The sequence below is a fragment of the Ensifer oleiphilus genome (assembly GCF_013371465.1).
Classification (GTDB): Bacteria; Pseudomonadota; Alphaproteobacteria; order Rhizobiales; family Rhizobiaceae; genus Ensifer; species Ensifer oleiphilus.
Map to the genome: position 1 here is coordinate 78374 of NZ_JABWDU010000006.1, position 22866 is coordinate 101239.

Sequence of the window (22866 nt, forward strand, 5' to 3'; positions counted from 1 at the left end):
ACCGATGGCTGCCCGCCAGAACCCACTCTCAGAATACAACCGCCGCCGCGACTTTTCCAAGACGGGTGAGCCCCAGGGCAAAGCGGCCCCGGCGCGCAATGGCCAGAAGCGTTTCCTCGTCCAGAAGCACGATGCAACCCGGCTGCATTACGATTTTCGCCTGGAGTGGGGTGGTGTCCTGAAGAGCTGGGCGGTGACGCGTGGGCCGAGCCTCAATCCCGACGACAAGCGGCTGGCGGTGCGCACCGAGGACCACCCGATCGCCTATGGCGATTTCGAGGGAACGATCCCGGAAAAGCAGTATGGCGGCGGCACCGTGATGCTCTGGGACACAGGCTGGTGGGAGCCCGACAACGATCCGGAAGAAGGGCTGCAGGAAGGCAAGCTGAAGTTCCACCTGCACGGCGAACGCATGCAGGGCGGCTGGACGCTGGTGCGCATGCGCCCCCGTCCCGGCGAAAAGCGCGAAAACTGGTTGCTGATCAAGGAGACCGACGCCATCGCCTCCGACGACGGCGATAACCTGATCGAGGACAACACGACCAGTGTATTCACCGGTCGCACCATGACGGAGATCGCTGCCGGAAAAGGCGAGGCCAAGAAACACGTCTGGCAATCCGAAAAGAGCGCGGCCGCCAACGTCAAAGCCGGTGCCATCGACGAAGAGGCACCAAGGCTGAAACCGCGAAAGCGATCGGGAAAACCACCCGGCTTTCAAAAACCGCAACTCGCCACTTTGGTTTCGCAGGCGCCCGACGGCGACGACTGGCTGAACGAAGTGAAGTTCGACGGCTATCGGCTGCTCGTGGCCGTCGGCGGCGGCGAGGCGCGGTGTTATACCCGCACGGGTCTCGACTGGACCGAGAAGTTTCACACAATTGTCGATACGCTGGCAGAACTCGACTGCAATTCAGCGCTCGTCGACGGCGAGGCAGTGGCAGCCACCAGTGAAGGCTCGTCGTTTTCCGCCCTGCAGAAAGCCCTGAAACACGGCGGCGACACCCGCTTTTACGCCTTCGATCTGCTGGAGCTGAACGGTCGCGACCTGCGCAAGAAGCCGCTCATCGAACGAAAGCGCGCGTTGAAAGCGTTGCTCGACGCACTGGGGCCAACCGGCACGGTGCAGTACAGCGAGCATGTCCGCGGCAACGGTGCCAAGGTCTTTGCCGCCATGTGCAAATCCGGGCAGGAGGGCATCATCGCCAAGGAGGCAGACGCCCCCTACCAGAACCGCCGCACGCGCAGTTGGCTGAAGATCAAATGCACGAAACGCCAGGAGTTCGTGATCGGCGGTTATTCACCCTCCTCGAAAAAGGGACGCGCCTTCGCCTCGCTGCTTGTCGGAACGTTCGAAAATGGCAAGCTCGTCTACCAGGGCCGGATCGGCACTGGTTTCGACGAGGCGCGAATGGAAGAGCTTTCAGACGCCTTTGCCAAACGCCGCCGCAAGACGCCAGCATTCACCGCCGTGCCGGATGACATCGGCCGCGATGCGATCTGGCTGACGCCGGATCTGGTGGCCGAGGTCGATTTCGCCGAGTTTACCGACGATGGACACATTCGTCATGGCGCCTTCGAAGGTCTGCGCCGCGACAAGGAGGCAAAGACCGTGACACTCGAAAGACCGAAGCTAGCGAAAGTCTCCAAGGCGCGTGCCGAACACACACCGGACAGCGCCAAACGCGCTTCGGGCAAAGCCCAGCGTGCTCAGGGCACAACATCGCGCGCGGCGAACTCCGATGCAGGCGACACGGTGCTCGGCGTCCGTATCACCCATCCCGAGCGTGAGCTGTTCGAGGGCGAGCCCATCACCAAACTCGACCTAGCCCGCTACTACGCCGTGGTGGCGGAGAAGATGCTGCCCTTTGCAGGTGATCATCTGCTGTCGCTGATGCGATGTCCGCAAGGCAGTCGCGGCCAATGTTTCTACCAGAAGCATGCAAGCGATGGTTTTCCTGAAGAGATCCACGAGACGCCGGTGAAGGAATCCTCCGGCGACACCGAGAACTACATGTATGTGCGCGATGCCAATGGTCTTGTTGCGGCGGTTCAGATGGGAACGCTGGAGTTCCATATCTGGGGATCGCCCGCCGACAAGCTGGAGACGCCGGACCGGTTGGTGTTTGACCTCGACCCCGACCCGAGCGTCGGCTTTTCGGTCGTAAAGAACGCTGCAATCAGCCTTCGCGATGCGTTGGACGAGATTGGCCTCAAATCGGTGCCGATGGTGACCGGCGGCAAGGGCGTGCATGTCATCGTGCCGCTGACGCCGCGTGCACCCTGGGAGGACGCCAAGCGCTTCGCAAAAGCCTTTGCCCAAGGGTTTGCCGACCGCGATCCCGACAACTTCATTGCCACCATGTCGAAGGCGAAGCGCAAGGGCCGCATCTTTATCGACTGGCTGAGGAACGAACGCGGCGCCACCGCGATCGCCCCCTACTCCACCCGGGCCCGTCCCGGCGGGCCGGTGGCGACGCCCGTCAGCTGGAGCGAGCTTTCAGATCTCGATGCCGCCAACGGGTTTCACATTTCCGATATCCTTGGGCGGATCGAAAGCGGCATCGACCCCTGGTCCGACCTTGGCGATACCAGGCAGTCCCTGACCAAAAAGATACTGGACGCGCTGCCCGACTAAGCGGCTAGGCTCGCTTTTTTAAACGGCCTTCCCGCAACAAAAGCGCCCTTCAAAACGGTCGCTATGATGCTTGCAACGGTAGCGATGACCTAGCCCGCGCTTTGCTTTGCCTGCGTGAACTTTGTCGCCAGCGCCTCCGGCAGGCGGCGGGGGCGGCCCTGGCCGTTGATCACGGCGATGATCACCTTCGCGGCGATCAACAGTTGCCCATCGCGGCGGATCTCCTGCAGCAGCACCATCTTGGCGCCGCCGGCTTTCTCCGTCACGGTGCCGATCGTCAGGATGTCGTCCATGCGCGCCGGCGCCTTGAAGTCTATCTCCATGCGATGAACCACAAAAACGAGGCCTTCGCTGTCGCCCTCGATCGCCAGCGTCGCCTGCTCGACGCCCAGCAGCCGCAGAAAATCGGTACGGGCGCGTTCCATGAAATGCAGGTAGCGGGCATGGTAGACGACGCCGGAAAAATCGGTGTCTTCGTAGTAGACGCGCTGGACCAGCCGATGGCCGTCTTCGGTCAATTCGCCAGCAAGCGAGATCAGGGACATGCTTCTCTCCGACAAGAATTTGCCAAACCCTGTGCAGGAACCAAAACACATTTGCAAGCATTGCAGCTTTGTCACAAACCTATCCTACACGTGACACAGCTTTCCTTCCTGATCAGGAGATCCGTGCATGAAGATTGCGATCCTCGGCGGTGATGGTTTTGTTGGCTGGCCAACGGCCCTTCATCTCTCCGACGCCGGCCACGATATCCATATTCTCGACAATCTCTCGCGCCGCTGGATCGACACGGAGCTTGGTGTTCAGTCTCTGACTCCGATGGATTCGATCCAGGAACGCACCCGCATCTGGCATGCCGAAACCGGCCGCCGCATCCATTTCAACCTGATCGATCTGGCCCGCGACTACGACCTACTGAAGAACTGGCTGGCGGACCATCGCCCCGACGCCATCGTGCACTTCGCCGAACAGCGCGCCGCGCCCTATTCGATGAAGAGCGACCGGCACAAGAACTACACCGTCAACAACAACGTCAATGCCACCCACAATCTGCTGAACGCATTGGTCGAACTCGAACTCGATGCGCATCTGGTCCATCTCGGCACCATGGGCGTCTACGGATATTCCACCGTCGGCGCGGCGATCCCCGAGGGCTATCTGCCCGTCGGCATCGAGACGATGGCGGGGCAAACCGTGAGCCAGGAGATCCTCTACCCCTCCAATCCAGGCTCGATCTACCACATGACCAAGTGCCTGGATCAGTTGCTCTTCCAGTTCTACGCCAAGAACGACGGCCTCCGGATTACCGATCTGCACCAGGGCATCGTCTGGGGTACCCACACCGAACAGACGCGCAGGCACGCCCAGCTGATCAACCGCTTCGATTACGACGGCGACTACGGCACGGTTCTCAATCGTTTTCTTATCCAGGCGGCGATCGGCTACCCCCTGACCGTTCATGGCACCGGCGGCCAGACGCGCGCCTTCATCCACATCCAGGATTCCGTGCGCTGCATCGAGCTGGCACTGACGAACGCGCCCGCGCGCGGCAGCCGTGTCGAGATCTTCAACCAGATGACCGAAACCCACCGGGTGCGCGATCTCGCCGAAATGATCGCGGCAGTATCCGGTTCGCAGATCGCCTGGCTGCCCAATCCACGCAAGGAAGCGGCAGAAAACGACCTCGTCGTGCACAATGAAAAGTTCCTGGCGCTCGGTCTTAACCCGACGCGCCTCAGGGATGGCCTGCTGTCTGAGATCGTCGATGTCGCCAAAAAATTCGCCTATCGCGTCGATCGCGCGCGCGTCCCGGCCGTCTCCGCCTGGACCAGGGATATCGCCGCGCGCCTCGATCGTGACCCCGAGGGCAAGCGGCTGAAATCCGTTTCATGACTTCAACCGGCGATCATCCGGGCGGGCTCCGCCCGTCTTCCCCCGCCTTCTCGGACCACGCGTTCGTGACGCTGGTCACCAATGCCGACTATGCTCTCGGCGCCCGCGCGCTCGCCCGCTCGGTCCGCCTGACGAAGACCTCGGCGGATATCGTCGTCCTCCACACCGGCGGCGTTTCGGCAGATGCGCTCGCACCGCTCCTCGCCTTCGGCTGCCGTCTCATCGAAACCGATCTGTTACCGCTCTCCGATGCCTTCAACGAACGCCACGCCCGCCGCAATGTCCACGACAAGGCGCCCTTTACCAAGGGGCGCAAGCCGGCGTTTCACTCACCGCTCGACAATTTCTGCAAGCTGCGGCTCTGGCAACTGACGGAGTATGCCCGCTGCGTGTTCATCGATGCGGACGCCGTCGTTCTCAAGAATATCGACCGGCTTTTTCGCTACCCGGAGTTTTCCGCCGCCCCGAACGTCTACGAAAGTCTTGCCGATTTTCACCGCTTGAACTCCGGTGTCTTCGTTGCCGAGCCAGCCACCGCGACATTCAGAGCCATGTTGGAGAGGCTCGATACGCCCGAAGCCTTCTGGCCGCGCACCGACCAGACCTTCCTGCAAACCTTCTTTCCGCATTGGCACGGCCTGCCGGTGACCATGAACATGCTGCAATATGTCTGGTTCAACCTGCCCGATCTTTGGGACTGGTCGTCGATCGGCGTGTTGCACTACCAGTATGAAAAGCCGTGGGAGAAGGATCACCACCGCGCCGGGCAGCTTCAGCCGTTGATCGATCTCTGGTTCGCCTATCTCACCGGCGACGACATCCCCGACATCGCAACACTTGCCAATCCGGCCCCGTCATGACGCGCGTGCTCGTCACCGGCGGCACCGGTTTTGTCGGACGCTTCATCGTCGAGCATCTGCTGGCGAGCGGTTACGACGTTGTTGTCGGCGGCCGCAGCCCACCCGCTCCCACCTTGTTTTCGAAACCCGTCGCCTTCGTTGCCCTGACGCTCGACCCGGATATCGACCAGAGCCCTGCACTCCGTCACGTGGACCACTTCGTCCACGCCGCCTTTCAGCATGTCGAAGGGCGCTATCGTGGCGGCGAAGGCGGTGACCCGGAGGGGTTCCGTCGCAGCAATCTCGATGGCTCGGCCAGCCTGTTTCGAACCGCGCGCGACCAGGGCATTAAGAGGTGCGTCTTCCTGTCGAGCCGCGCCGTCTACGGCAAGCAGCCACCGGGAGCAGACCTCTTTGAAGAGACGCCCTGCCACCCTGACAGCCTCTATGGCGCCCTCAAGCTGGAGGCCGAAAACGAACTCGCCAAGCTGAATACGGAGGGATTCAAGACGGTGAGCCTGCGTGTGACCGGCGTCTACGGAGCGCCCGGCAGCGGCGGCGCGCACAAGTGGCAGCCGCTTTTCGACGATTATCTGTCGGGTCGCGTGATCGCACCCCGGGCCGGCACGGAAGTGCACGGGGACGATGTGGCCGCCGCCGTGCGCCTTGTTCTTGAAACACCTTCGGATCGCCCGCCGGACGGCGTGCTCAACGTCTCCGACATCCTTGTGGACAATCGTGCCATCCTGGCATTGGTCCGGGATATCACCGGAAGCCCGCACACCCTTCCGGGGCCGGCCGTGCTGACGGCGTTCAACACCATGAACACCGAGAAGATCCGGGCACTGGGCTGGCAGCCGGGCGGGCTGAAACGGCTGCAGGCAAGTCTGACGAGCCTGCTCGCCTGACGGTCGCCTGTTCGCCACGGCCATTCGTAACGCCATAAGCAGAAGGGCCCGGCGTCGTGTGCGACGCCGGGCCCTTCCTATCGGTCACGAGTCGAAGTCAGACCCGTGATCCCCCAAAATCAAGCAACCGAGGGCAGACCCATCATCGGCTCGACCCGCGTCTTCATCTGCACTGCCGGCTTCTTGTCAGCCGGAAGCACGAAGAGAAGGCTGTGCGAGATGACGATCGCCGCCGCGAGCAGCACCCCATAAGCCATCAGGATCACCGTCATCGGAACGACGAAGTTGAGCTGCGGCAATGCACCGAGCATCAGCGGCACGTACCAGGAGGTTGCCGATACGGCACCCGAGATGAGGAAGGTGCTGCGCTGTTTGGTGGACATGCCTTCCATCAGCGAACGGCCGATCTGCATCTTCACCTTCGGCAGGATCACCGCATGGATGAAGGCGCCATTGACCGTCAGGATGGCAACAATGGTCATTTTCGCCCAGACCTTTTCATTGCCGAGTTTGATCGGTTCGAAAAAGCCGTAATAGGCGAGGAAGCCGAAGCCCGTGACCCACAGAAGGATCAGGCCCCAATTGACGATCTTCGACCCGAAGTGGAACACCGCCCAGTGTTCCGGGGTCACTTTCCCCTTGATGAAAAACCGCACGATCATCAGATCGAGAACGGTCGCGGCGCCAAGTCCCAGCGCCAACCCGATGAAATGGAGTATGCGTAGACCCGTCTTGAGTGCGGCGACGGGATCGAGGCTCAGCGTATTGATCAGAAACATGAGACCCATTGAAAGTACCTTTTCGATATCGGCAGAATCACATGGGAACGGCGCCACCCCGAATGGCGTACCCTACAAACTTCCCTCAGACTGAATGAAATCAACGCTGAACTATAACCGCTTCTGTCTGTCCCTGGACGGCATGTGATACTGCTAATGCCCTTAATCGCCCGGCGTCTTGTTACTGTCGAAATCGGCTCAAAGCGCGGCGCAGATGTGGCTAAAATAAGAATACAATAAAGTAGACATACGCCATGCACAGATATTCAGCATCTGCCTTGGCGATATAGCCTCGATATCGCGACGGCGATGGCAGTGACGATCCTAGCCTATATCGATGGCAACGATCTCCGGCGGCGATCCGATCCGGATTGGCAGGTTCGAAAGCCCCAATCCACCGGAGACGATCATGTGCCGGTCCCGCTCGACGATATGTCCGTAGGCATAACGGTTGCCGTACCGTGACGGGACGAGCGGTGAATACCCGAGGAATCTTACCTGCCCGCCATGGGTATGTCCTGCGAGTGTCAGCGAAACGCGCGCGGGCACGTCAACGAAGATATCAGGCTCATGGGCCATGAGAATGATCGGCTCGTCGCCGTCGATACCCGCCAGCGTGCCCGGCAGATCGTCCAGCCCAGGGATCATGCCGGAGCCATCCGGAGCCGGATAGGTGGGCTCCAGTTGATCGGCGAGGCCCGCGAGCCAGAAGGATCGTCCGTCCTTTTCCAGGCGCAGTGCGCGATTGTCATAAACGGGAATACCGACGCCGGCGAGTGCCCGGTGCGCCAGCGTCGGACCATGTCCCGCTCGGCGGGCAACCGGATCGTTGAGCCAGTCGTGATTGCCCATGATCGCATGGACGCCGAGCGGCGCCTTCAGCCGCGCCAATGCATCGGCCCAGCGGGCGGGTTCGACGTAACCGGTCAGGCGCAGGCTGCTCATGTAGTCGCCGAGCAACAGGATGACGTCACCGCCGAGCGCACTGGCCTGATCGCAGATGCCGGCAATCCGGCTCACGGGCATCCAGGGTTCGCAGGCATGGATATCCGCGAGAACGACAAGCCTGAGCTTCAGTCCTGAGGGCCAATTGGCAGGCCGCAAGGCATAGGACGTGACAAGCGGCCGCTGCAATGGCTCCACACCCACGGCATAGGCGCTGGTGCCGAACCCGGCCATCACCAATCCGCCGAGAAGCTTGAGGAACCCGCGCCGCGCCAGCATGCACTCTTCCCTTCGATGGGTGAATTTCGAGCCACCGGCCGCCATCATTTGGCGCAGTGCAGGCAAAGGAGCGTGCTCGACGATCGTCGACGACCGGCTCATTCCTTGCCGGATCATAGCGAGCACCCGACGACGCCGAAATACGTCATTCGGCCACACGCTTAAGCCATGCGGCTGGGGCCCCTCAGCCGAGATCGATGACCAGGATCTCCGGAGGCACGCCGAAGCGGATCGGCGCAATCGAGCAGCCGAGCCCGCCGGAAACGATCAGACTGCGATCTCCCTCGACCACATGGCCGTAGGCATAACGATCGCCGAAACGGGAAGGCACGACGGGAGCATGGCCGAGAAACCGGACCTGTCCGCCGTGGGTATGGCCGGAGAGCGTCAAGGCGACGCGCGAAGGCACTTTTGGAAAAATATCCGGTTCATGCGCAAGCAGGATCACCGGAGCGTCGTCGACGATCTGCGCCAATGTGCCGTCGAGGTCGTCGAGGCCTTGCATGTCCTTGCGCATCCACTTCTTGCCGGGCACAAGCGCAAGCTGGTCTTCGAGGCCGGCGAGCCAGAAGCCCATCCCGTCCTTTTCCAGGCGGACGGCACGGTTGCTGTAGACATTGATGCCGACGTCGGCGAGCGCCTTGTGGCCGAAGGTGAGACCACCGCTGTTTTTCTGCGCCGTCCTGTCCTCCCACCAGTCATGATTGCCCATGACCGCATGCACGCCGAGCGGCGCCTCGAGCGTCGCAAGGGCTTTCGACCATTCGCTGGAATGCACGTAGCCGGTGACCAGGTTCATGCCTGCGGCATAGTCACCGAGAAGAACGGTGATGTCGCCACCGAGCGCATTGGCCTGCCGGCAGATCGAGGCGATACGACTGGCCGACATCCAGGGTTCGCACGCGTGGATGTCGGCAAGCGCCACCACCCGCAGTTTCAGGCCCGGCGTCCATCCCGGAGGTTTGAGCGCGTAGCGCGTCACGTTCAGTCGGGCGAGCGGCTCGATGGCAAAGGCATAACCGCCGAGTACCGCCATGCTGGCGAACCCGCCGCCGAGAAACTTCAAAAGCCCACGGCGGGTAATCATTCACTCATCCTCGAGCGTCAAACGAAACTGGGCCGCCTCCACCTCTTTCGGTGGATTGAGGCCGATATGTTTCCAGGCGTTGGCGGTGAGCACACGGCCGCGCGGCGTGCGCTGGATAAAACCCTGCTGGATCAGATAGGGCTCGATGATATCCTCGATCGCATCGCGCGGTTCGGACAGACCGGCAGCGATGGTCTCGATGCCGACAGGCCCGCCGGCGAAATTTTGAGCGATCATGAAGAGATAGCGGCGGTCGAGCTGGTCGAGCCCCATATTGTCCACGAGCAGCCGCGTCAGCGCCTCGTCGGCGATCGTCTTCGTCACCGCTTCGGCGCGGGCCACCTCGGCAAAATCGCGCACGCGGCGTAGCAGGCGGCCGGCGATGCGCGGCGTGCCGCGCGCGCGCCGCGCGATCTCTCGCGCGCCGTCATCGGTCATGCCGAGCCCCATCAGCCGGGAGCCACGGCGCACGATCGATTCCAGTTCCTCGACCGTGTAGAAATTGAGCCGCACCGGAATGCCGAAACGATCGCGCAGCGGAGTCGTCAGCAAGCCGAGACGCGTGGTCGCTGCCACCAGCGTGAACTTCGACAGATCGATCTTCACCGAGCGCGCCGCCGGCCCCTCGCCGATGATGAGGTCGAGCTGGAAATCTTCCATCGCAGGATAGAGGATTTCCTCGACCGCCGGATTGAGCCGATGGATTTCGTCGATGAACAGAACGTCGCGCTCTTCGAGATTGGTCAGAAGCGCTGCCAGATCGCCGGCCTTGGCGATCACGGGCCCGGAGGTCGAGCGAAAATTGACGCCCAGTTCCTTGGCCATGATCTGCGCCAGCGTCGTCTTGCCGAGGCCGGGCGGGCCGACGAACAGCACATGGTCCAGCGCCTCGCCGCGGTTCTTCGCCGCTTCGATGAAGATCTTCAGGTTGGCGCGCGCCTCCGCCTGCCCGGTAAATTCGTCCAGCGACTGCGGACGCATGGTCGCATCGAGATCTTCGCCGCGCTTGTCCGGCGTTATCAGGCGTGCGGCATCAGTCATCCATCCGTTCCAATCGATCGGGCATTCGTGTGCATGGTGTCAAAGAATATGGCCGTTTTGCATCGACCGGCCCGACAACGCAAGCCGTCATCGCGCCAGTTCCTTGAGACCCAGCCGGATCAGCTTGGCGCTGTCGGCGTCCTCGCCGCCGTTCTTCAACGCTGCAGCAACCGCATTTGCGGCCTGGTCGCGCGAATAGCCGAGATTGGTGAGCGCCGATACCGCGTCGGAAACCGGTGCCGAGGCAACGCCTTCGCCCAGTTCCTGTTTGAGGCCGATTGAGCCGGACATTTCGCCGGCAAAGGCCGGCGCCTTGTTCTTCAGTTCCGTGACGATCCGCACCGCCACCTTCGGGCCGACGCCCGGCGCACGCGACACGGAGGTCTTGTCCTGCAGCGCAATCGCGTTTGCGAGTTCGCCCGGGGTCAATGTCGACAAGAGAGCGAGCGCCACCTTGGAACCTACCCCTTGCACGCTTTGCAGCAGACGAAACCACTCGCGCTCCAGCGCGCTCAGGAAGCCGAACAGCTTCAGCTGGTCTTCGCGCACATAGGTTTCGATAAACAGCACCGCCGCCTCTCCCGCTGAGCCCAGCTTCGCCAAGGTCCGCGCCGAACAATGGGCGACATAACCGACGCCATGCACGTCGAGAACGACATGATCCTCGCCGATCTCGTCGATAGTACCCTTCAATTTGCCGATCATGTGGCGTCGTCTCTCATGAATGGATTGCGGGATGGCCGGACCGACCATCGGAAATTAATGGCGCAAGCGCAACTACCCCATCAGGGCCGCAAGCCGGCTGGTCACCGACAGGCGGTTGTGCGCGTGGCAGATGGCGATCGCCAGCGCGTCGGCAGCGTCATTGCCCTTGAACTCGGCCTTCGGCATCAGGACCTTCAGCATCATGTGGATCTGCTGCTTCTCGCCATGACCGACACCGATCACGGCCTTCTTGACGGCGTTCGGTGCGTATTCTGCAACCCGCAAGCCCGCGCGTGCCGGCACCAGCATGGCGATACCGCGCGCTTGGCCGAGCTTCAGCGTCGCCGTCGCATCCTTGTTGACGAAGGTCTGCTCCACGGCCGCCTCGTGCGGCTGGTAGCTGTGCACCACTTCGGCGAGGCCGTCATGCAGCTGGCAGAGCCGCGAAGCGAGATCCATGTCCCCGTCCGACGTCACCGTGCCGGAGGCAACGAAGCGCAGCGAATTGCCAAGCGTCTCGATGATGCCCCAGCCGGTACGGCGGAGGCCCGGATCGATGCCGATGATGCGAATCGTGGTCTGCATGAAATTCACCCTATGCTGCGTGTCCGGACGCTGCCAGCAAAAAGTGAACAAAACAAAAACATCCACACAAGGGAAATGCCTTCGCGGGAAATCTCGACCACCGCCCTTGGATTGAGGAATTTTGACCTTACATAGGTCTTCAATCAATTTCGCTCAATAAAGGCCTTGCTCATGGCGACGTTCTCCGTCCTCGATCTCTCCCCGATCACCGAAGGCGGCAGTGTCGCCCAGTCGCTGGAAAATTCCCGGCTCTTGGCGCAGGCGGCTGAAGAAAACGGCTACAAGCGCTTCTGGCTCGCCGAACACCACGGCATGAAGGGCATCGCCAGTGCGGCGACCTCGATCGTCATCTCACATGTGGCGGCGGGCACGAAGACCATCCGCGTCGGTTCCGGCGGCATCATGCTGCCGAACCATTCGCCGCTGGTGATCGCCGAGCAATTCGGAACGCTGGCAGCGCTCTATCCCGGACGTATCGATCTTGGGCTTGGCCGCGCGCCGGGCACCGACATGCGCACGGCGCAGGCGCTCCGCCGCAACATGGAGGCAAGCGCCAACAACTTCCCCAACGACGTCGTCGAGCTGCAGGCGCTGCTCGGTCCCGCCGCCGAAAATCAGGCGATCATCGCCGTTCCGGGTGCCGACACCAACGTGCCGATCTGGCTGCTCGGCTCCAGCCACTACAGCGCGCACCTCGCCGGCATGCTCGGCCTGCCCTTCGCGTTTGCCTCGCATTTCGCGCCCGACATGCTGTTGTCGGCACTCGAAATCTATCGCGAACGCTTCACGCCGTCCGAAACGCTCAACAAGCCCCACGTGATGGTCGGCGTCATGGGCGTGGCGGCGGAGACTGACGAGCAGGCGAACTATCTCTTCACCTCGATGCAGCAATCCTTCGTCGCGCTGCGCCGCAACGCCCGCGGCCGGTTCCCCGCACCCGTCGCGTCGATGGATGGGCTATGGAGTTCGGACGAAAAGATCTTCGTCGACCACGCGATGTCCTATGCCATCGTCGGTGGACCGGAAACGATCCGCCGGAAGATCGGGACATTCCTTGATCAGACGAAGGCCGACGAACTGATCATCTCCATGCCGATCTTCGACATGGAGGCGCGGTTGAAATCGCTGCGGCTTTTCGCCGAGGCGCAACAGCAACTTTCAAAGGCGGCCTAAGCATGTGGCGCAAAAGTGCGCAGCGGTTTTGCGATAACGACATGCGGAAAATCAACGCTTAAAGTGCAGTCAGCGAATCCTAGAGATCGCGACGCGCTTTAACCTTTCAGCGCTTCGCAGCCCGAAAGGCCGGCAAGATCTCGTCCATGCGATCGAAGAAGCGATCCGGTCCGAGCGATTTCAAAAACGTCGGGTCGGCGTAGCCCCAGCCAACGGCGCCGACCGAGATGCGTGCCTTGCGGGCGGCCTCGATGTCGCGGGCCTCGTCGCCGATCGCAAGGATGCGCTGGGGCTCGATGCCCGCGAACTTGACGACCCTCTTGAAATGCTGCGCCTTGCCGAAAAGGGTGGCCCCGCACTCAAAAAGGTCGACGGCAGCGGCAGTATCGCCCAGCGCCTTGCGGATCGCCGCCTCGCCATTGGAGCTGACGACCGCGATGCCGACGCCGGCCGACTTCAACCCCGCCAGCATGTCCGGTACACCGGGGAAAAGCTGGATCGCCCGCGCTTGCGAGCTCATTTCCTGGCGCATGAACGTCGCAATCCGCGGCAGCTTCCACATTGGCACACCCATATGCGCGATGATCTCGCGACTGCCCATGGCGCGCAGCCCCTTGAACTCTTCCAAGGAAAGCTGGCGGAAACCGAAGCGTGCGGCCGCAACATTGCTCGCCGCCATGAACCACTCCGCGGTATCGGCGAGCGTGCCGTCAAAGTCGAAGATCGCGAATTCATACGTCATCGGTGACATCCCGTCGGCGATATCCAAAGAAAAACCCGCGCCCAGCAGGACACGGGTAGTTCGCCACATCTGCAGGCCCGCGCGCGCCCCATCGGACGCACAAAGGTCGCTGCAGCGCTTTGCATTGCCGCATGCTTTCGTCCTTGAACCGGATAGGGTCGAAGGGAACATGCAAGGACAGATAGAAGAGTGTCAGGCGGAAAGCTTCGCCATGACCTCGTCGGAGACTTCGAAGTTCGAGTAGACGTTCTGGACGTCATCGTCGTCTTCGAGGATGTCGATGAGTTTCATCAGCGACTGTGCCTTCTCCTCGTCCACCGGCACGGTGTTCTGGGCCTTCCAGATCGCCTTGACGGTTTCGGCTTCGCCGAGCGTGTCTTCCAGAGCCTTGGAGACTTCGCCGATCGCTTCGAAGCCGCAGATGATCGTGTGGCCTTCCTCGTCAGTGGTCACGTCGTCGGCACCGGCTTCGATCGCCGCGTCCATCACCTTGTCGGCATCGCCGACCGAAAGCTTGTAGGTGATCTCGCCGACGCGGTCGAACGAGAAGGAAACCGAGCCGGTTTCACCGAGTGCGCCGCCGGCCTTGGTGAAGGTCGAGCGGACGTTGGAGGCGGTGCGGTTGCGGTTGTCGGTCAGCGCCTCGACGATAACGGCGACGCCGCCCGGGCCGTAGCCCTCGTAACGCACTTCTTCATAGTTCTCGGAATCGCCGCCGGAGGCCTTCTTGACCGCACGCTCGATGTTGTCCTTCGGCATCGACTGCGCCTTGGCGTTCTGGATCGCCAGGCGCAGGCGCGCGTTCATGGACGGGTCTGGCATACCGGTCTTGGCGGCAACCGTGATTTCGCGCGCGAGCTTGGAAAACATTTTCGAGCGCACCGCATCCTGACGGCCCTTGCGGTGCATGATGTTCTTGAACTGTGAATGGCCAGCCATGGCACCCTCTGCATGCATGAATTTGAATGGAATGGGGCGCCTTATAGTTTTATTGCCGCTTTCCGTCCAGCAGGGGGCGTTTCTTTTCAGTTGGCAGAGATACTGGCGCGGCTGAGGACGAAGGCATGGCCGTCGTCACGACGGCAGGAAAGGCCGGTTCGTTCCGAGATGCAGGAAAAAGGTCCGCCCGACCACGTCGCCCCGTATTCGAGAACGGGCGCGGCAGAACAGCAGCTGGGATCCCCGACCTCGCGATTGATCGTTGCAGCACCCGATCGTGCAAGCGTTGCCCTGACGTAACGCGGCGCGATGATATCGCAGGATAATTCCGGCCCGCCGTCGGCAGGCTGATAGGTCGCCGTGCCGCCGGCGGGTGTAAAGATGCAGCCGATATTGCCGGATGGCATCACGAACTCTTCCTGCTCGGCAACCGGCACGGCAGTCGCCTGGGGACCGGATTGCGGCTGCTGCGTATCGGGAGGAGGCAAGCGCGGTGGCGGCGCGCCGCCGGCCAGAGCCGTGTTTTCGAAGGCTAGGATCGCAAGAGACACAAACGCAACAACGCCGACCACTGACAACTTCATTGGGCAATCCCGATGTTCAGACGCCCTGGAGAATATAAATCAGCGGTTTGCTTGGCAAGGAACGCAGCGAGACTTTGACGCTCGTCCCGGTCGCGAAGCTCTTGTCGAAATCGTCGCCAAACATGTCGAGGAAGGCATTGATCGGCGGACCGCGCCGATGCATCGGCAGGATCAGTGCCGCGCGCAGCCGCGAAACCACGCGGCTCATGCTCTCGGCCCCCATGGTCAAGCCGCCGTCGACCGGCACCATCAACACGTCGAGCCTGCCGATCTGCCGGTAGTGGCTGTCATCGAGCTCGTGGTGCAAGTGACCGAGATGGCCGATGCACAGGCCCGCCACCTCGAAGATGAAGATGGAATTACCATCATGCTCCATCGTCATGGCGCCGGAGCGAATGTCCGTGGTGACGTTGCGGATATAGGCATCGCCGACGACGACATCGTGCCGCGCCGGCTCGCCGTCGTCACCCCAGCCATGCAGCACTGTGCGGATCGCCGGATCCGGCGTCAGCGTGTAGTGGCTGGAATGCGCCTTGTTCATCGTCGCCACCGTCGGCGGCGCTTCCGGGCGGAACCAGCCGTTATAGTCGGTCGCAATCGAGATGCCGCCAGGTGTCTCGATCAGGAAGGTCGAGTGGCCGAGATAGCTGATCGTCACCTCGCCAGCGGCCGCCTGCCCCGTCGTGGCGGCGGCCGGTGTGAAACTGGCGAAAGTCGCCTTGGGCAACGTCTCGGCGATCGCCTGGCATTGGCTCACCTGCGCGGGCGCCGTCTGCGCATGCGCGACCGATGGCCAGAAGGCATGCAGAAGCCAGATGGCGGCAAAAGTGTAGGCAAGGTAGCGGAGCATCATCCTTAACCTTTCACACCTCGCACACATGACCTTAGCCCAAGCACCTTCGACTTGGGTACAGGTCGTGCGGCCGTTCGACAGAACCCGCGGCGAACGCTTCTCGTAGAGGAATGCCGCCGTCCCGGACGAGAGGAGGATTGTTCAAGCACGCCGTTACGTCCAGCGACAAAGGTGCGGGCGGCACTCACGTTTGCGTCATTGTGCCACCATTGCAGACGATGCCTGCCTGTTCACAACGAGACGCCCCGGCGTTGTCACCGGGGCGTTGGGCCTTTGACGTCAGTGCGTCCGCGTCACTCGGCCGGCGTCGGAGCCGGCTCGCCTGCCGCGACCGGCTTGCGCCGGCGGAGGGAGCGAAGGGCAACATAGAACACCGGCGTCAGGAACAGGCCGAGGAAGGTGACCCCCAGCATGCCGGAGAACACCGCGGTTCCGAGCGACTGGCGCATTTCGGCACCTGGGCCGGTGGCGATCATCAACGGTACCACGCCGAGAATGAAAGCGAAGGCCGTCATTAGGATCGGCCGCAGGCGCAACTGGCTGGCCTCGACCGCCGCCTCGATCGGCGTCTTGCCCTCATCCTCACCCTGACGCGCAAACTCGACGATTAGGATCGCGTTCTTCGCCGCAAGCCCGATCAGAACGATCAACCCGATCTGGGTCAGCACATTGTTGTCGAGCCCCCGCACGAACACGCCGATGAGTGCCGAGAGCACACCGAGCGGCACAATCAGGATGATTGCCAGCGGCAGGACCCAGCTTTCATACTGCGCCGCCAGCGCCAGAAACACGAAGACGACCGACAGCGCGAAGATGAAGACCGCAGTGTTGCCGGTCTGGCGTTCCTGGAAGGCGAGCTCCGTCCACTCGAAAGTCGTTCCCTGCGGCAAGATTTGGGCGGCGAGCGCCTCCATCTTGTCGAGGGCCGTGCCGGTAGAAACGCCGGGCGCAGGGTTTCCTTGTATCGGCACCGATACGTACATGTTGTAGCGCTGCACGAGGGCGGGACCCGCCGTGTCGCGGATCTCCACCAGCGTGCCCATCGGCACCAGAGCGCCGGTGGCCGAGCGAACTTTCAGCGCCAGAATATCGTCCCGCTCCAGACGATATTGCTGGTCGGCCTGCGCCCGGACCTGGTAGACACGGCCGAAGGCGTTGAAGTCGTTGACATAGGATGTGCCCAGATTGATCGACAGTGCCTCGAAGATATTCGGGATAGGCACATTCAAGGTCCTCGCCTTGTCGCGGTCGATCGCCAGGAAGTATTGCGGGCTCGACGCCGAGAACGTGGTGAAGACCCCGGTCAGCCCCTCGGTCTGATTGGCGGCGCCCATCATCTGGTAGGCAAGCCCCAGCACCCGGCGCATGTCGGCGCTCTGTCGATCCATAATCTGCATCTTGAAACCGCCGGAGTTGCCTATGCCGCGCACGGACGGCGGCGGCACCGCGATGATGAAGGCCTCCTGGATGCTCTGCAGGCTGCCATAAAGCTGGCCGATGATCTGGTTGGCGCCCTGGCCGTGTTTCAAGCGCTCTTCGAAACTCTCGAAGGAGGCAAAGATCACGCCCGAATTGGAGGCGTTGGTGAAGGTCGCACCGTTGAAGCCGGCAAAGGCGACGGCGTTTTTCACGCCGGGCACGTCCTGGATGATCTTCGACGCGCGCCTGACCACCGCATCGGTACGGTCGAGCGAAGCCCCGTCCGGAAGCTGGATGACGACGATGGCGTAACCCTGGTCCATGGTCGGGACGAAGCCGCTCGGCACGATTTGCGCCATGTACCAGGTGGCGCCGAGCAGGCCGACGAAAACGATGAGCGCCGCAGCGACCGCCGTTTTTGTCGAAACCAGCTTGCGCACGATCCAGGCATAGCCTTCGGCCATGCGGTCGAACCCATTGTTGAAGCCGTTGGCCAGCGAACGGCCGAACCGGCTGAGCGGGTTGCGGCTTTCTTGGTGATTGTTTTCGTGCGGTTTCAACAGGATCGCTGCAAGCGCCGGCGAGAGCGTCAGCGAATTGAAGGCAGAGATCACCGTCGCCACGGAAATCGTGACGGCGAACTGCAGGTAGAACTGGCCGGCAATACCGGGAATGAAGGCCGTCGGGATGAAGACGGCGGTCAGCACCAGCGAAATCGCGATGACCGCTGCTCCCACTTCGTCCATGGTCACGTGTGCCGCCTCGCGCGGGGTCATGCCGCGCGCCAGGTTTCGCTCGACGTTCTCCACCACGACGATGGCGTCGTCGACGACGATGCCGATCGCCAAGACGAGGCCGAACAGTGTCAGCATATTGAGCGAGAAGCCGAAGGCATAGAGAAATGCGAAGGTTCCGACCAGAGACACGGGGATCGCGACGATCGGGATGATCGCCGTGCGCCAGGATTGCAGGAAAACCAGAACCACGAGCGCCACCAGAATGGCGGCTTCGCCGATCGTCTTGTAGACCTCGTTGATGGACTCGGAGATGAATTCGGTCGGATTGTAGACGATCCGGTATTCGAGACCGTCCGGAAAGTCCTTCGAAACGTCCGTCATCACCTTCTGGATCGCAGCGGCCGCGTCGAGCGCATTGGTGCCCGGCCGCGAGAAGATGCCGAGCGCCACGGCCGGGCTGCCGTCCAGATAGCTGTTGTTGACGTATTCGCGGGCACCGAGTTCGATGCGCGCCACGTCCTGGAGCTGCACCAGACGCCCGCTTTCCGTCGCCTTGACGATGACATAGCGAAACTGCCGGGCATCGCTGAAGCGGCCGTCAGTGGTAACGGTATACTGAAACGCGCTTTCGCCCGGTGTCGGCGGCGCACCGATCGAGCCGCCGGAGACCTGCACGTTCTGCTCGCGCAACGCCTGCACGACGTCCCCGGCCGTCATGCCATAGGCCGAGAGTTTTTCCGGATCGAGCCAGATGCGCAACGCATATTCGCGCTCGCCGAACAGGATGACGTCGCCGACACCGTCGAGACGAACGAGCAGATCGCGGATGCGGGTGCGGGCATAGTTCGACACGTAAAGCTGGTCGTAGCGCTCATTCGGCGACAGCAGGTGCACGACCATCATCAGGTCGGGCGAGCTTTTCGCTGTGGTGACGCCGATGCGCCGGACCTCCTCAGGCAGGCGCGGTTCGGCGATCGACACCCGGTTCTGCACCAGAACCTGGGCTTGATCGAGATCCGTTCCGAGCTTGAAGGTGATCGTCAGCGCCATCGAGCCGTCGGCGGTCGAATAGGAGGACATGTAGAGCATGTTCTCGACGCCGTTGACTTCCTGCTCCAGCGGCGTCGCCACGGTGTTGGCGATGGTCTCGGCGTCCGCGCCCGGATAGGCCGCACGCACGACGATCGTCGGCGGCGCGATTTCCGGATACTGCGCCACCGGCAGCTGGACGTAGGCGATGCTGCCGACGATCAACAGGACGATCGAAAGCACCGATGCGAAAATCGGCCGGTCTACGAAAAAGTGGGCAAATCTCATTGAGCCGTCTCCGCCGCTTGAGCTTCAGGAGGCAACTCGACGATCTCGGGTTTCACCTTGGTGCCGGGGCGGGCCCGCATCAGGCCGTTGACGACGATGATTTCATCGCCGGTCATGCCGGAGCGGATGACGCGGTAGCCGTGCAGCTTCGGGCCGAGCCGCACCGGTTTGGTGACGACGGTGCCGTCTTCGCGCACCTCGTAGACGATGCGTTCGTTCTGGTCGGCGCCGATCGCTTCATCAGGAATGAGCACCGCCTTATAGGTATTCGAGCCCTCGAGCTCGGCACGACCGAACAGGCCCGGCTGCAGTATGTAATCGGGATTGTCGAAACGGGCGCGCACCCGCATGGTGCCGCTTGCCTGGTCGAGCCGGTTCTCGGCAAAATCGAGCTTGCCCTTGAATGGCGCTTCGTTGGCATCGGCAATGGTGACCATGACCTCGAGCGAGCCGCCGCCCTCCTGGAGTGCGCTGCCGCGTTCGCGGGCCACCCGCGCATAGGACAGCAGACGCCGCTCATCGACATCGAAATAGAAGTCGATCGGATCGAGCGAAACGATCGTCGTCAACACGGTCTGATCCGCCTGAACCAGGTTGCCGGTCGAGATCAGCCGGCGATCGACGCGGCCGCTAAGCGGTGCCGTTATCGTCGTGTAGTCGAGATCGAGCTTGGCGCGCTCGACCGCGGCTTCCGCTCCCCGCACGCTGGCCTGCGCCGAGAGCAATTCGCGACGGTGATCGTCAAGGGTGGAAACAGAGAGCGTCCCGGTTCCCGTCAAGGATTCCGTGCGCTTGAACTGGGTTTCGGCAAAGGCGAGAGACGACCGCGCCGATTCGAGCGTCGCCTCGGCCTGCGATAGCGCCGTGCGATAAGGACGCTGGTCGATGACGAAAAGCTTGTCGCCCTTCTTCACCAGGGCGCCGTCGGTGAAGTTCACTTCGTCGAGATACCCGCCGACGCGGGCGCGGATGGCAACTTCGTCGACCGCTTCGAAGCGGCCGATGAACTCGTCGCTGTCGATGACGTCGCGCACAACCGGCTTGGCGGCGGTGACTGTGGGAAGCTGCGCATCCTGCGCCGCAACGTTTGCCGCCGAGAAAAAGGAAATTGAAGCGCCGACAATCATCGGCAGATGCCACTTTGAAAACATGCACGCTCTCCGAATGCACCGACAGCGCCGCGCTTCAAACCCGGCGCGGAAAGAACGCTGTCACGCTTGAAACTTGCTGCACAACTGTCCCGGCTCGACACCGATCCAGGCAATTTGCAGTAAAATAGAGAACGCCCGGCATGGGACATTGGTCGTCCGAATACCTGCGGCGACATTTCAAACCCGCAATCCTGTGCTGCGGATGGTACTTCAATATGGAAGACTTGCGGACGTCGGCCGCGACCGAAACGGCGCTGACGTGGCGTTAACCTGCCATCATTTCGCCGGGTTGTCACCTTGAAAAAAATCAATTCCGCGAAGGTGATACGCGTACAATCCCGCGCCTCGTTCAGGCGCGGGCAAGACGATCCGGCAGCCGGAAATCGTCAACTGGAGATGGCTCAGGCCCAAAAATCCGGGATCGTTTCCGTCAGTCTCGGACCGAGGCGGAGCGGCGCGATCTTTTCGGCAAGGCCGGTGCGGTCGGAAATCTCGACGCCGAGACCGCAGATGGTTGCCGGCCCGGACGCCGCCTCGAAGCGCCCCTTCGGCATCTTTGAGATGAAGCGGTTGAGCGGCTCTTCCTTGTCCATGCCGAGCGAGGAATCGTAGTCGCCGCACATGCCGGCATCGCTCATATAGGCCGTGCCGCCGTTGAGTATCTGGTGGTCGGCGGTCGGCACATGCGTGTGCGTGCCGACGACGAGGCTCGCCCGTCCGTCGACGAAGTGGCCGAAGCACTGCTTCTCGCTCGTCGCCTCGGCATGAAAGTCGAAGACGATCGCGTCGGCCTGTTCGCCGAGCGGGCAGGCAGCGAGGATCGCCTCGGCCGACTTGAAGGGATCGTCGAGTTCGGGATGCATGAAGACGCGCCCCATGACGTTGGCAACCAGCACGCGGGCGCCGTTGCGGGCAAAAAACAGGTTCGACCCGCGCCCGGGCGTGCCCGCGGGGTAATTCGCCGGCCTCAGGAACTGGTCGTGCCGCTCGCAAAAGACGACCGCTTCTTTCTGGTCCCAGACATGGTTGCCGGTGGTCACCACATCGGCACCGGCATTGATCGTCTCGAGAAAGATATCCTCGGTGATCCCAAAGCCGCCGGCAGCGTTCTCGCCATTGACGATGACGAAATCGAGCTTCAGGTCGCTGACCAGTCCCGGAAGACGCTCCCAGACCGCCGTGCGGCCCGTCTTGCCAACCATATCTCCCAGAAACAAAAGCCTCATGCCCGTTCAATCCTACCAGACCAGTTCGAGCAAAAGCGCGTGGCCTTCTTGCGTGCGAACTTGCGTAAAACAAAGTGATAGAGCGTGGCTCGGGAGTCCGTCGGTCGCCTGACGCGCCCTAGAAATGTCGAAACCCACTCTCCGTAAGCACGGCATCCAGCGCGACGTCGTGCGGTTCAGCCGGCACTGATGCCACTTCCTGGCAGTCGAATGCAATCCCGATCAGCTTCGGCAGGTGGCCTTTGTTGCGTAGCTTGTCGATGGCGCGGTCATAGTAGCCGGCGCCGTAGCCGATGCGGTGGCCGGTCGCATCGAAAGCCGACAGCGGCACCAGCATGATATCCGGGTCGAGTTCCGGCGCGTCCGGTCCCGGACCCGTCGTGCCGAAACCGGTCTCGATGATGGGAGCGCCGTTGAGCAGTTCGCGAAACACGATCGTCTTCTTGTCCATGATGACGGGTAGGCAAAGTCTTGCGCCGCGATCCCGAAGACGCGCCAAAAGCGGTCGGATGTCGACCTCGGAGCGGATCGGCCAGAAACCGGAAACGATGTGGCCGGGATCGAGCGCAATGACATCGCCGGCGTGGTCGACCATGGTCAGGCTCGCCTCGATGCGGATCTCCGGCGCCATCGCGTCGCGAAGCGCCAGCCTCTCCTTGCGCAGGGCAGCTTTCAGATCCTTTGGTGACATCATTCCCCTCCGACAGATTGCGCGCAAACATGGGACCGGCGCCACATTCTTTTTCCCGAAATGAGACAGGGCGCCGTTTTCCGATCGATTTCCCGCATCGACGCCTGTGGCATAGCGCGTTGCGGCCTTTAGCTCGAACCACGTCACCGCCGGTTTTGCAACAGTTTGCGACAGTTAAGCGCCATGTTCCCGCAACGGCACAGAGTTAGCGTTCCGTTCATCATGGGCAACAGTTCCGCTTTCGCACGAGTAGGGGCGCGTGCAAATACAAACATGATTTCAAATAATTAGCAGGAACTAATGCCCGCGTTCGATGTATGGACGCGCTCCTGCAGGCA

General features: G+C 62.0%; 20 protein-coding genes. 5 read left to right on the plus strand and 15 right to left on the minus strand.

The annotated features are described in order from the left end of the window. The first annotated feature begins 4 nt into the window (after window positions 1-4). Window positions 5-2635: a DNA ligase D gene (gene ligD / locus HT585_RS21770; protein ID WP_176354908.1), complete on the plus strand. Its 2631-nt coding sequence runs from the start codon at window positions 5-7 to the stop codon at window positions 2633-2635. A gap of 89 nt (window positions 2636-2724) precedes the next feature. On the opposite strand, the gene ybgC is transcribed toward ligD, so the two are convergent. Further along, window positions 2725-3180, minus strand: a complete 456-nt coding sequence (gene ybgC / locus HT585_RS21775) for a tol-pal system-associated acyl-CoA thioesterase (protein ID WP_176354909.1) — start codon at window positions 3178-3180, stop codon at window positions 2725-2727. Window positions 3181-3307: 127 nt separating this feature from the next. Between ybgC and HT585_RS21780 the strand changes: the two genes are divergently transcribed. From HT585_RS21780 to HT585_RS21790, 3 genes are read left to right on the plus strand one after another with little or no spacing between them, the layout of a single operon-like run. Then, on the plus strand, window positions 3308-4528 hold the full coding sequence (locus HT585_RS21780; RefSeq protein WP_176354910.1) for an NAD-dependent epimerase/dehydratase family protein: 1221 nt from the start codon (window positions 3308-3310) through the stop codon (window positions 4526-4528). After that, entirely contained in the window at window positions 4525-5388 is an 864-nt protein-coding gene (locus HT585_RS21785; protein WP_176354911.1) for a glycosyltransferase, read from the plus strand. Before HT585_RS21780 ends, HT585_RS21785 begins: the two co-directional genes overlap by 4 nt. Next, window positions 5385-6275, plus strand: coding sequence for an NAD-dependent epimerase/dehydratase family protein (locus HT585_RS21790; protein WP_176354912.1), 891 nt, complete (start codon window positions 5385-5387; stop codon window positions 6273-6275). The genes HT585_RS21785 and HT585_RS21790 overlap by 4 nt, the downstream gene beginning before the upstream one ends. A 119-nt stretch (window positions 6276-6394) precedes the next feature. Here the strand turns inward: HT585_RS21790 and HT585_RS21795 are convergent, their stop codons facing one another. The 6 genes from HT585_RS21795 to ruvC form a co-directional block, all read right to left on the minus strand. Further along, window positions 6395-7063, minus strand: a complete 669-nt coding sequence (locus HT585_RS21795; protein WP_176354913.1) for a hypothetical protein — start codon at window positions 7061-7063, stop codon at window positions 6395-6397. A gap of 315 nt (window positions 7064-7378) precedes the next feature. After that, a complete protein-coding gene (locus HT585_RS21800) occupies window positions 7379-8278 on the minus strand; it encodes a metallophosphoesterase (protein WP_176354914.1) in 900 nt (299 codons plus the stop codon). A gap of 184 nt (window positions 8279-8462) precedes the next feature. Continuing rightward, entirely contained in the window at window positions 8463-9365 is a 903-nt protein-coding gene (locus HT585_RS21805) for a metallophosphoesterase (RefSeq protein ID WP_176354915.1), read from the minus strand. Then, window positions 9366-10406 carry a Holliday junction branch migration DNA helicase RuvB gene (gene ruvB / locus HT585_RS21810; RefSeq protein ID WP_173423596.1) on the minus strand — a complete coding sequence of 347 codons (1041 nt, stop codon included), beginning with the start codon at window positions 10404-10406 and terminating at the stop codon, window positions 9366-9368. It lies immediately after the preceding gene. 87 nt (window positions 10407-10493) lie between these two features. Then, window positions 10494-11111, minus strand: coding sequence for a Holliday junction branch migration protein RuvA (ruvA, locus tag HT585_RS21815; RefSeq protein ID WP_176354916.1), 618 nt, complete (start codon window positions 11109-11111; stop codon window positions 10494-10496). A gap of 72 nt (window positions 11112-11183) precedes the next feature. Next, window positions 11184-11696, minus strand: a complete 513-nt coding sequence (ruvC, locus tag HT585_RS21820; RefSeq protein ID WP_053249697.1) for a crossover junction endodeoxyribonuclease RuvC — start codon at window positions 11694-11696, stop codon at window positions 11184-11186. 171 nt (window positions 11697-11867) lie between these two features. Between ruvC and HT585_RS21825 the strand changes: the two genes are divergently transcribed. Next, a complete protein-coding gene (locus HT585_RS21825) occupies window positions 11868-12869 on the plus strand; it encodes an LLM class flavin-dependent oxidoreductase (protein ID WP_176354917.1) in 1002 nt (333 codons plus the stop codon). A gap of 106 nt (window positions 12870-12975) precedes the next feature. On the opposite strand, the gene HT585_RS21830 is transcribed toward HT585_RS21825, so the two are convergent. From HT585_RS21830 to HT585_RS21865, 8 genes are all read right to left on the minus strand, one after another. Beyond that, window positions 12976-13782: an HAD hydrolase-like protein gene (locus HT585_RS21830; protein WP_246707840.1), complete on the minus strand. Its 807-nt coding sequence runs from the start codon at window positions 13780-13782 to the stop codon at window positions 12976-12978. A 21-nt stretch (window positions 13783-13803) separates the two neighbouring features. Beyond that, the gene (locus HT585_RS21835) at window positions 13804-14550 is read right to left on the minus strand and encodes a YebC/PmpR family DNA-binding transcriptional regulator (protein ID WP_176354918.1); all 747 of its coding nucleotides are present in this window, start codon (window positions 14548-14550) and stop codon (window positions 13804-13806) included. A gap of 86 nt (window positions 14551-14636) precedes the next feature. Then, on the minus strand, window positions 14637-15134 hold the full coding sequence (locus tag HT585_RS21840) for a DUF6636 domain-containing protein (protein ID WP_176354919.1): 498 nt from the start codon (window positions 15132-15134) through the stop codon (window positions 14637-14639). A 16-nt stretch (window positions 15135-15150) separates the two neighbouring features. Beyond that, a complete protein-coding gene (locus HT585_RS21845; RefSeq protein ID WP_176354920.1) occupies window positions 15151-15987 on the minus strand; it encodes an MBL fold metallo-hydrolase in 837 nt (278 codons plus the stop codon). Between the two features lie 293 nt (window positions 15988-16280). After that, the gene (locus HT585_RS21850; RefSeq protein WP_176354921.1) at window positions 16281-19460 is read right to left on the minus strand and encodes an efflux RND transporter permease subunit; all 3180 of its coding nucleotides are present in this window, start codon (window positions 19458-19460) and stop codon (window positions 16281-16283) included. Beyond that, window positions 19457-20611, minus strand: a complete 1155-nt coding sequence (locus HT585_RS21855) for an efflux RND transporter periplasmic adaptor subunit (protein WP_176354922.1) — start codon at window positions 20609-20611, stop codon at window positions 19457-19459. Before HT585_RS21855 ends, HT585_RS21850 begins: the two co-directional genes overlap by 4 nt. A gap of 401 nt (window positions 20612-21012) precedes the next feature. Continuing rightward, on the minus strand, window positions 21013-21837 hold the full coding sequence (locus tag HT585_RS21860) for a TIGR00282 family metallophosphoesterase (protein ID WP_077500688.1): 825 nt from the start codon (window positions 21835-21837) through the stop codon (window positions 21013-21015). Window positions 21838-21955: 118 nt separating this feature from the next. Beyond that, complete coding sequence (locus HT585_RS21865) at window positions 21956-22528, minus strand: 5-formyltetrahydrofolate cyclo-ligase (RefSeq protein WP_176354923.1); 573 nt, start codon at window positions 22526-22528, stop codon at window positions 21956-21958. Window positions 22529-22866 lie beyond the last annotated feature (338 nt).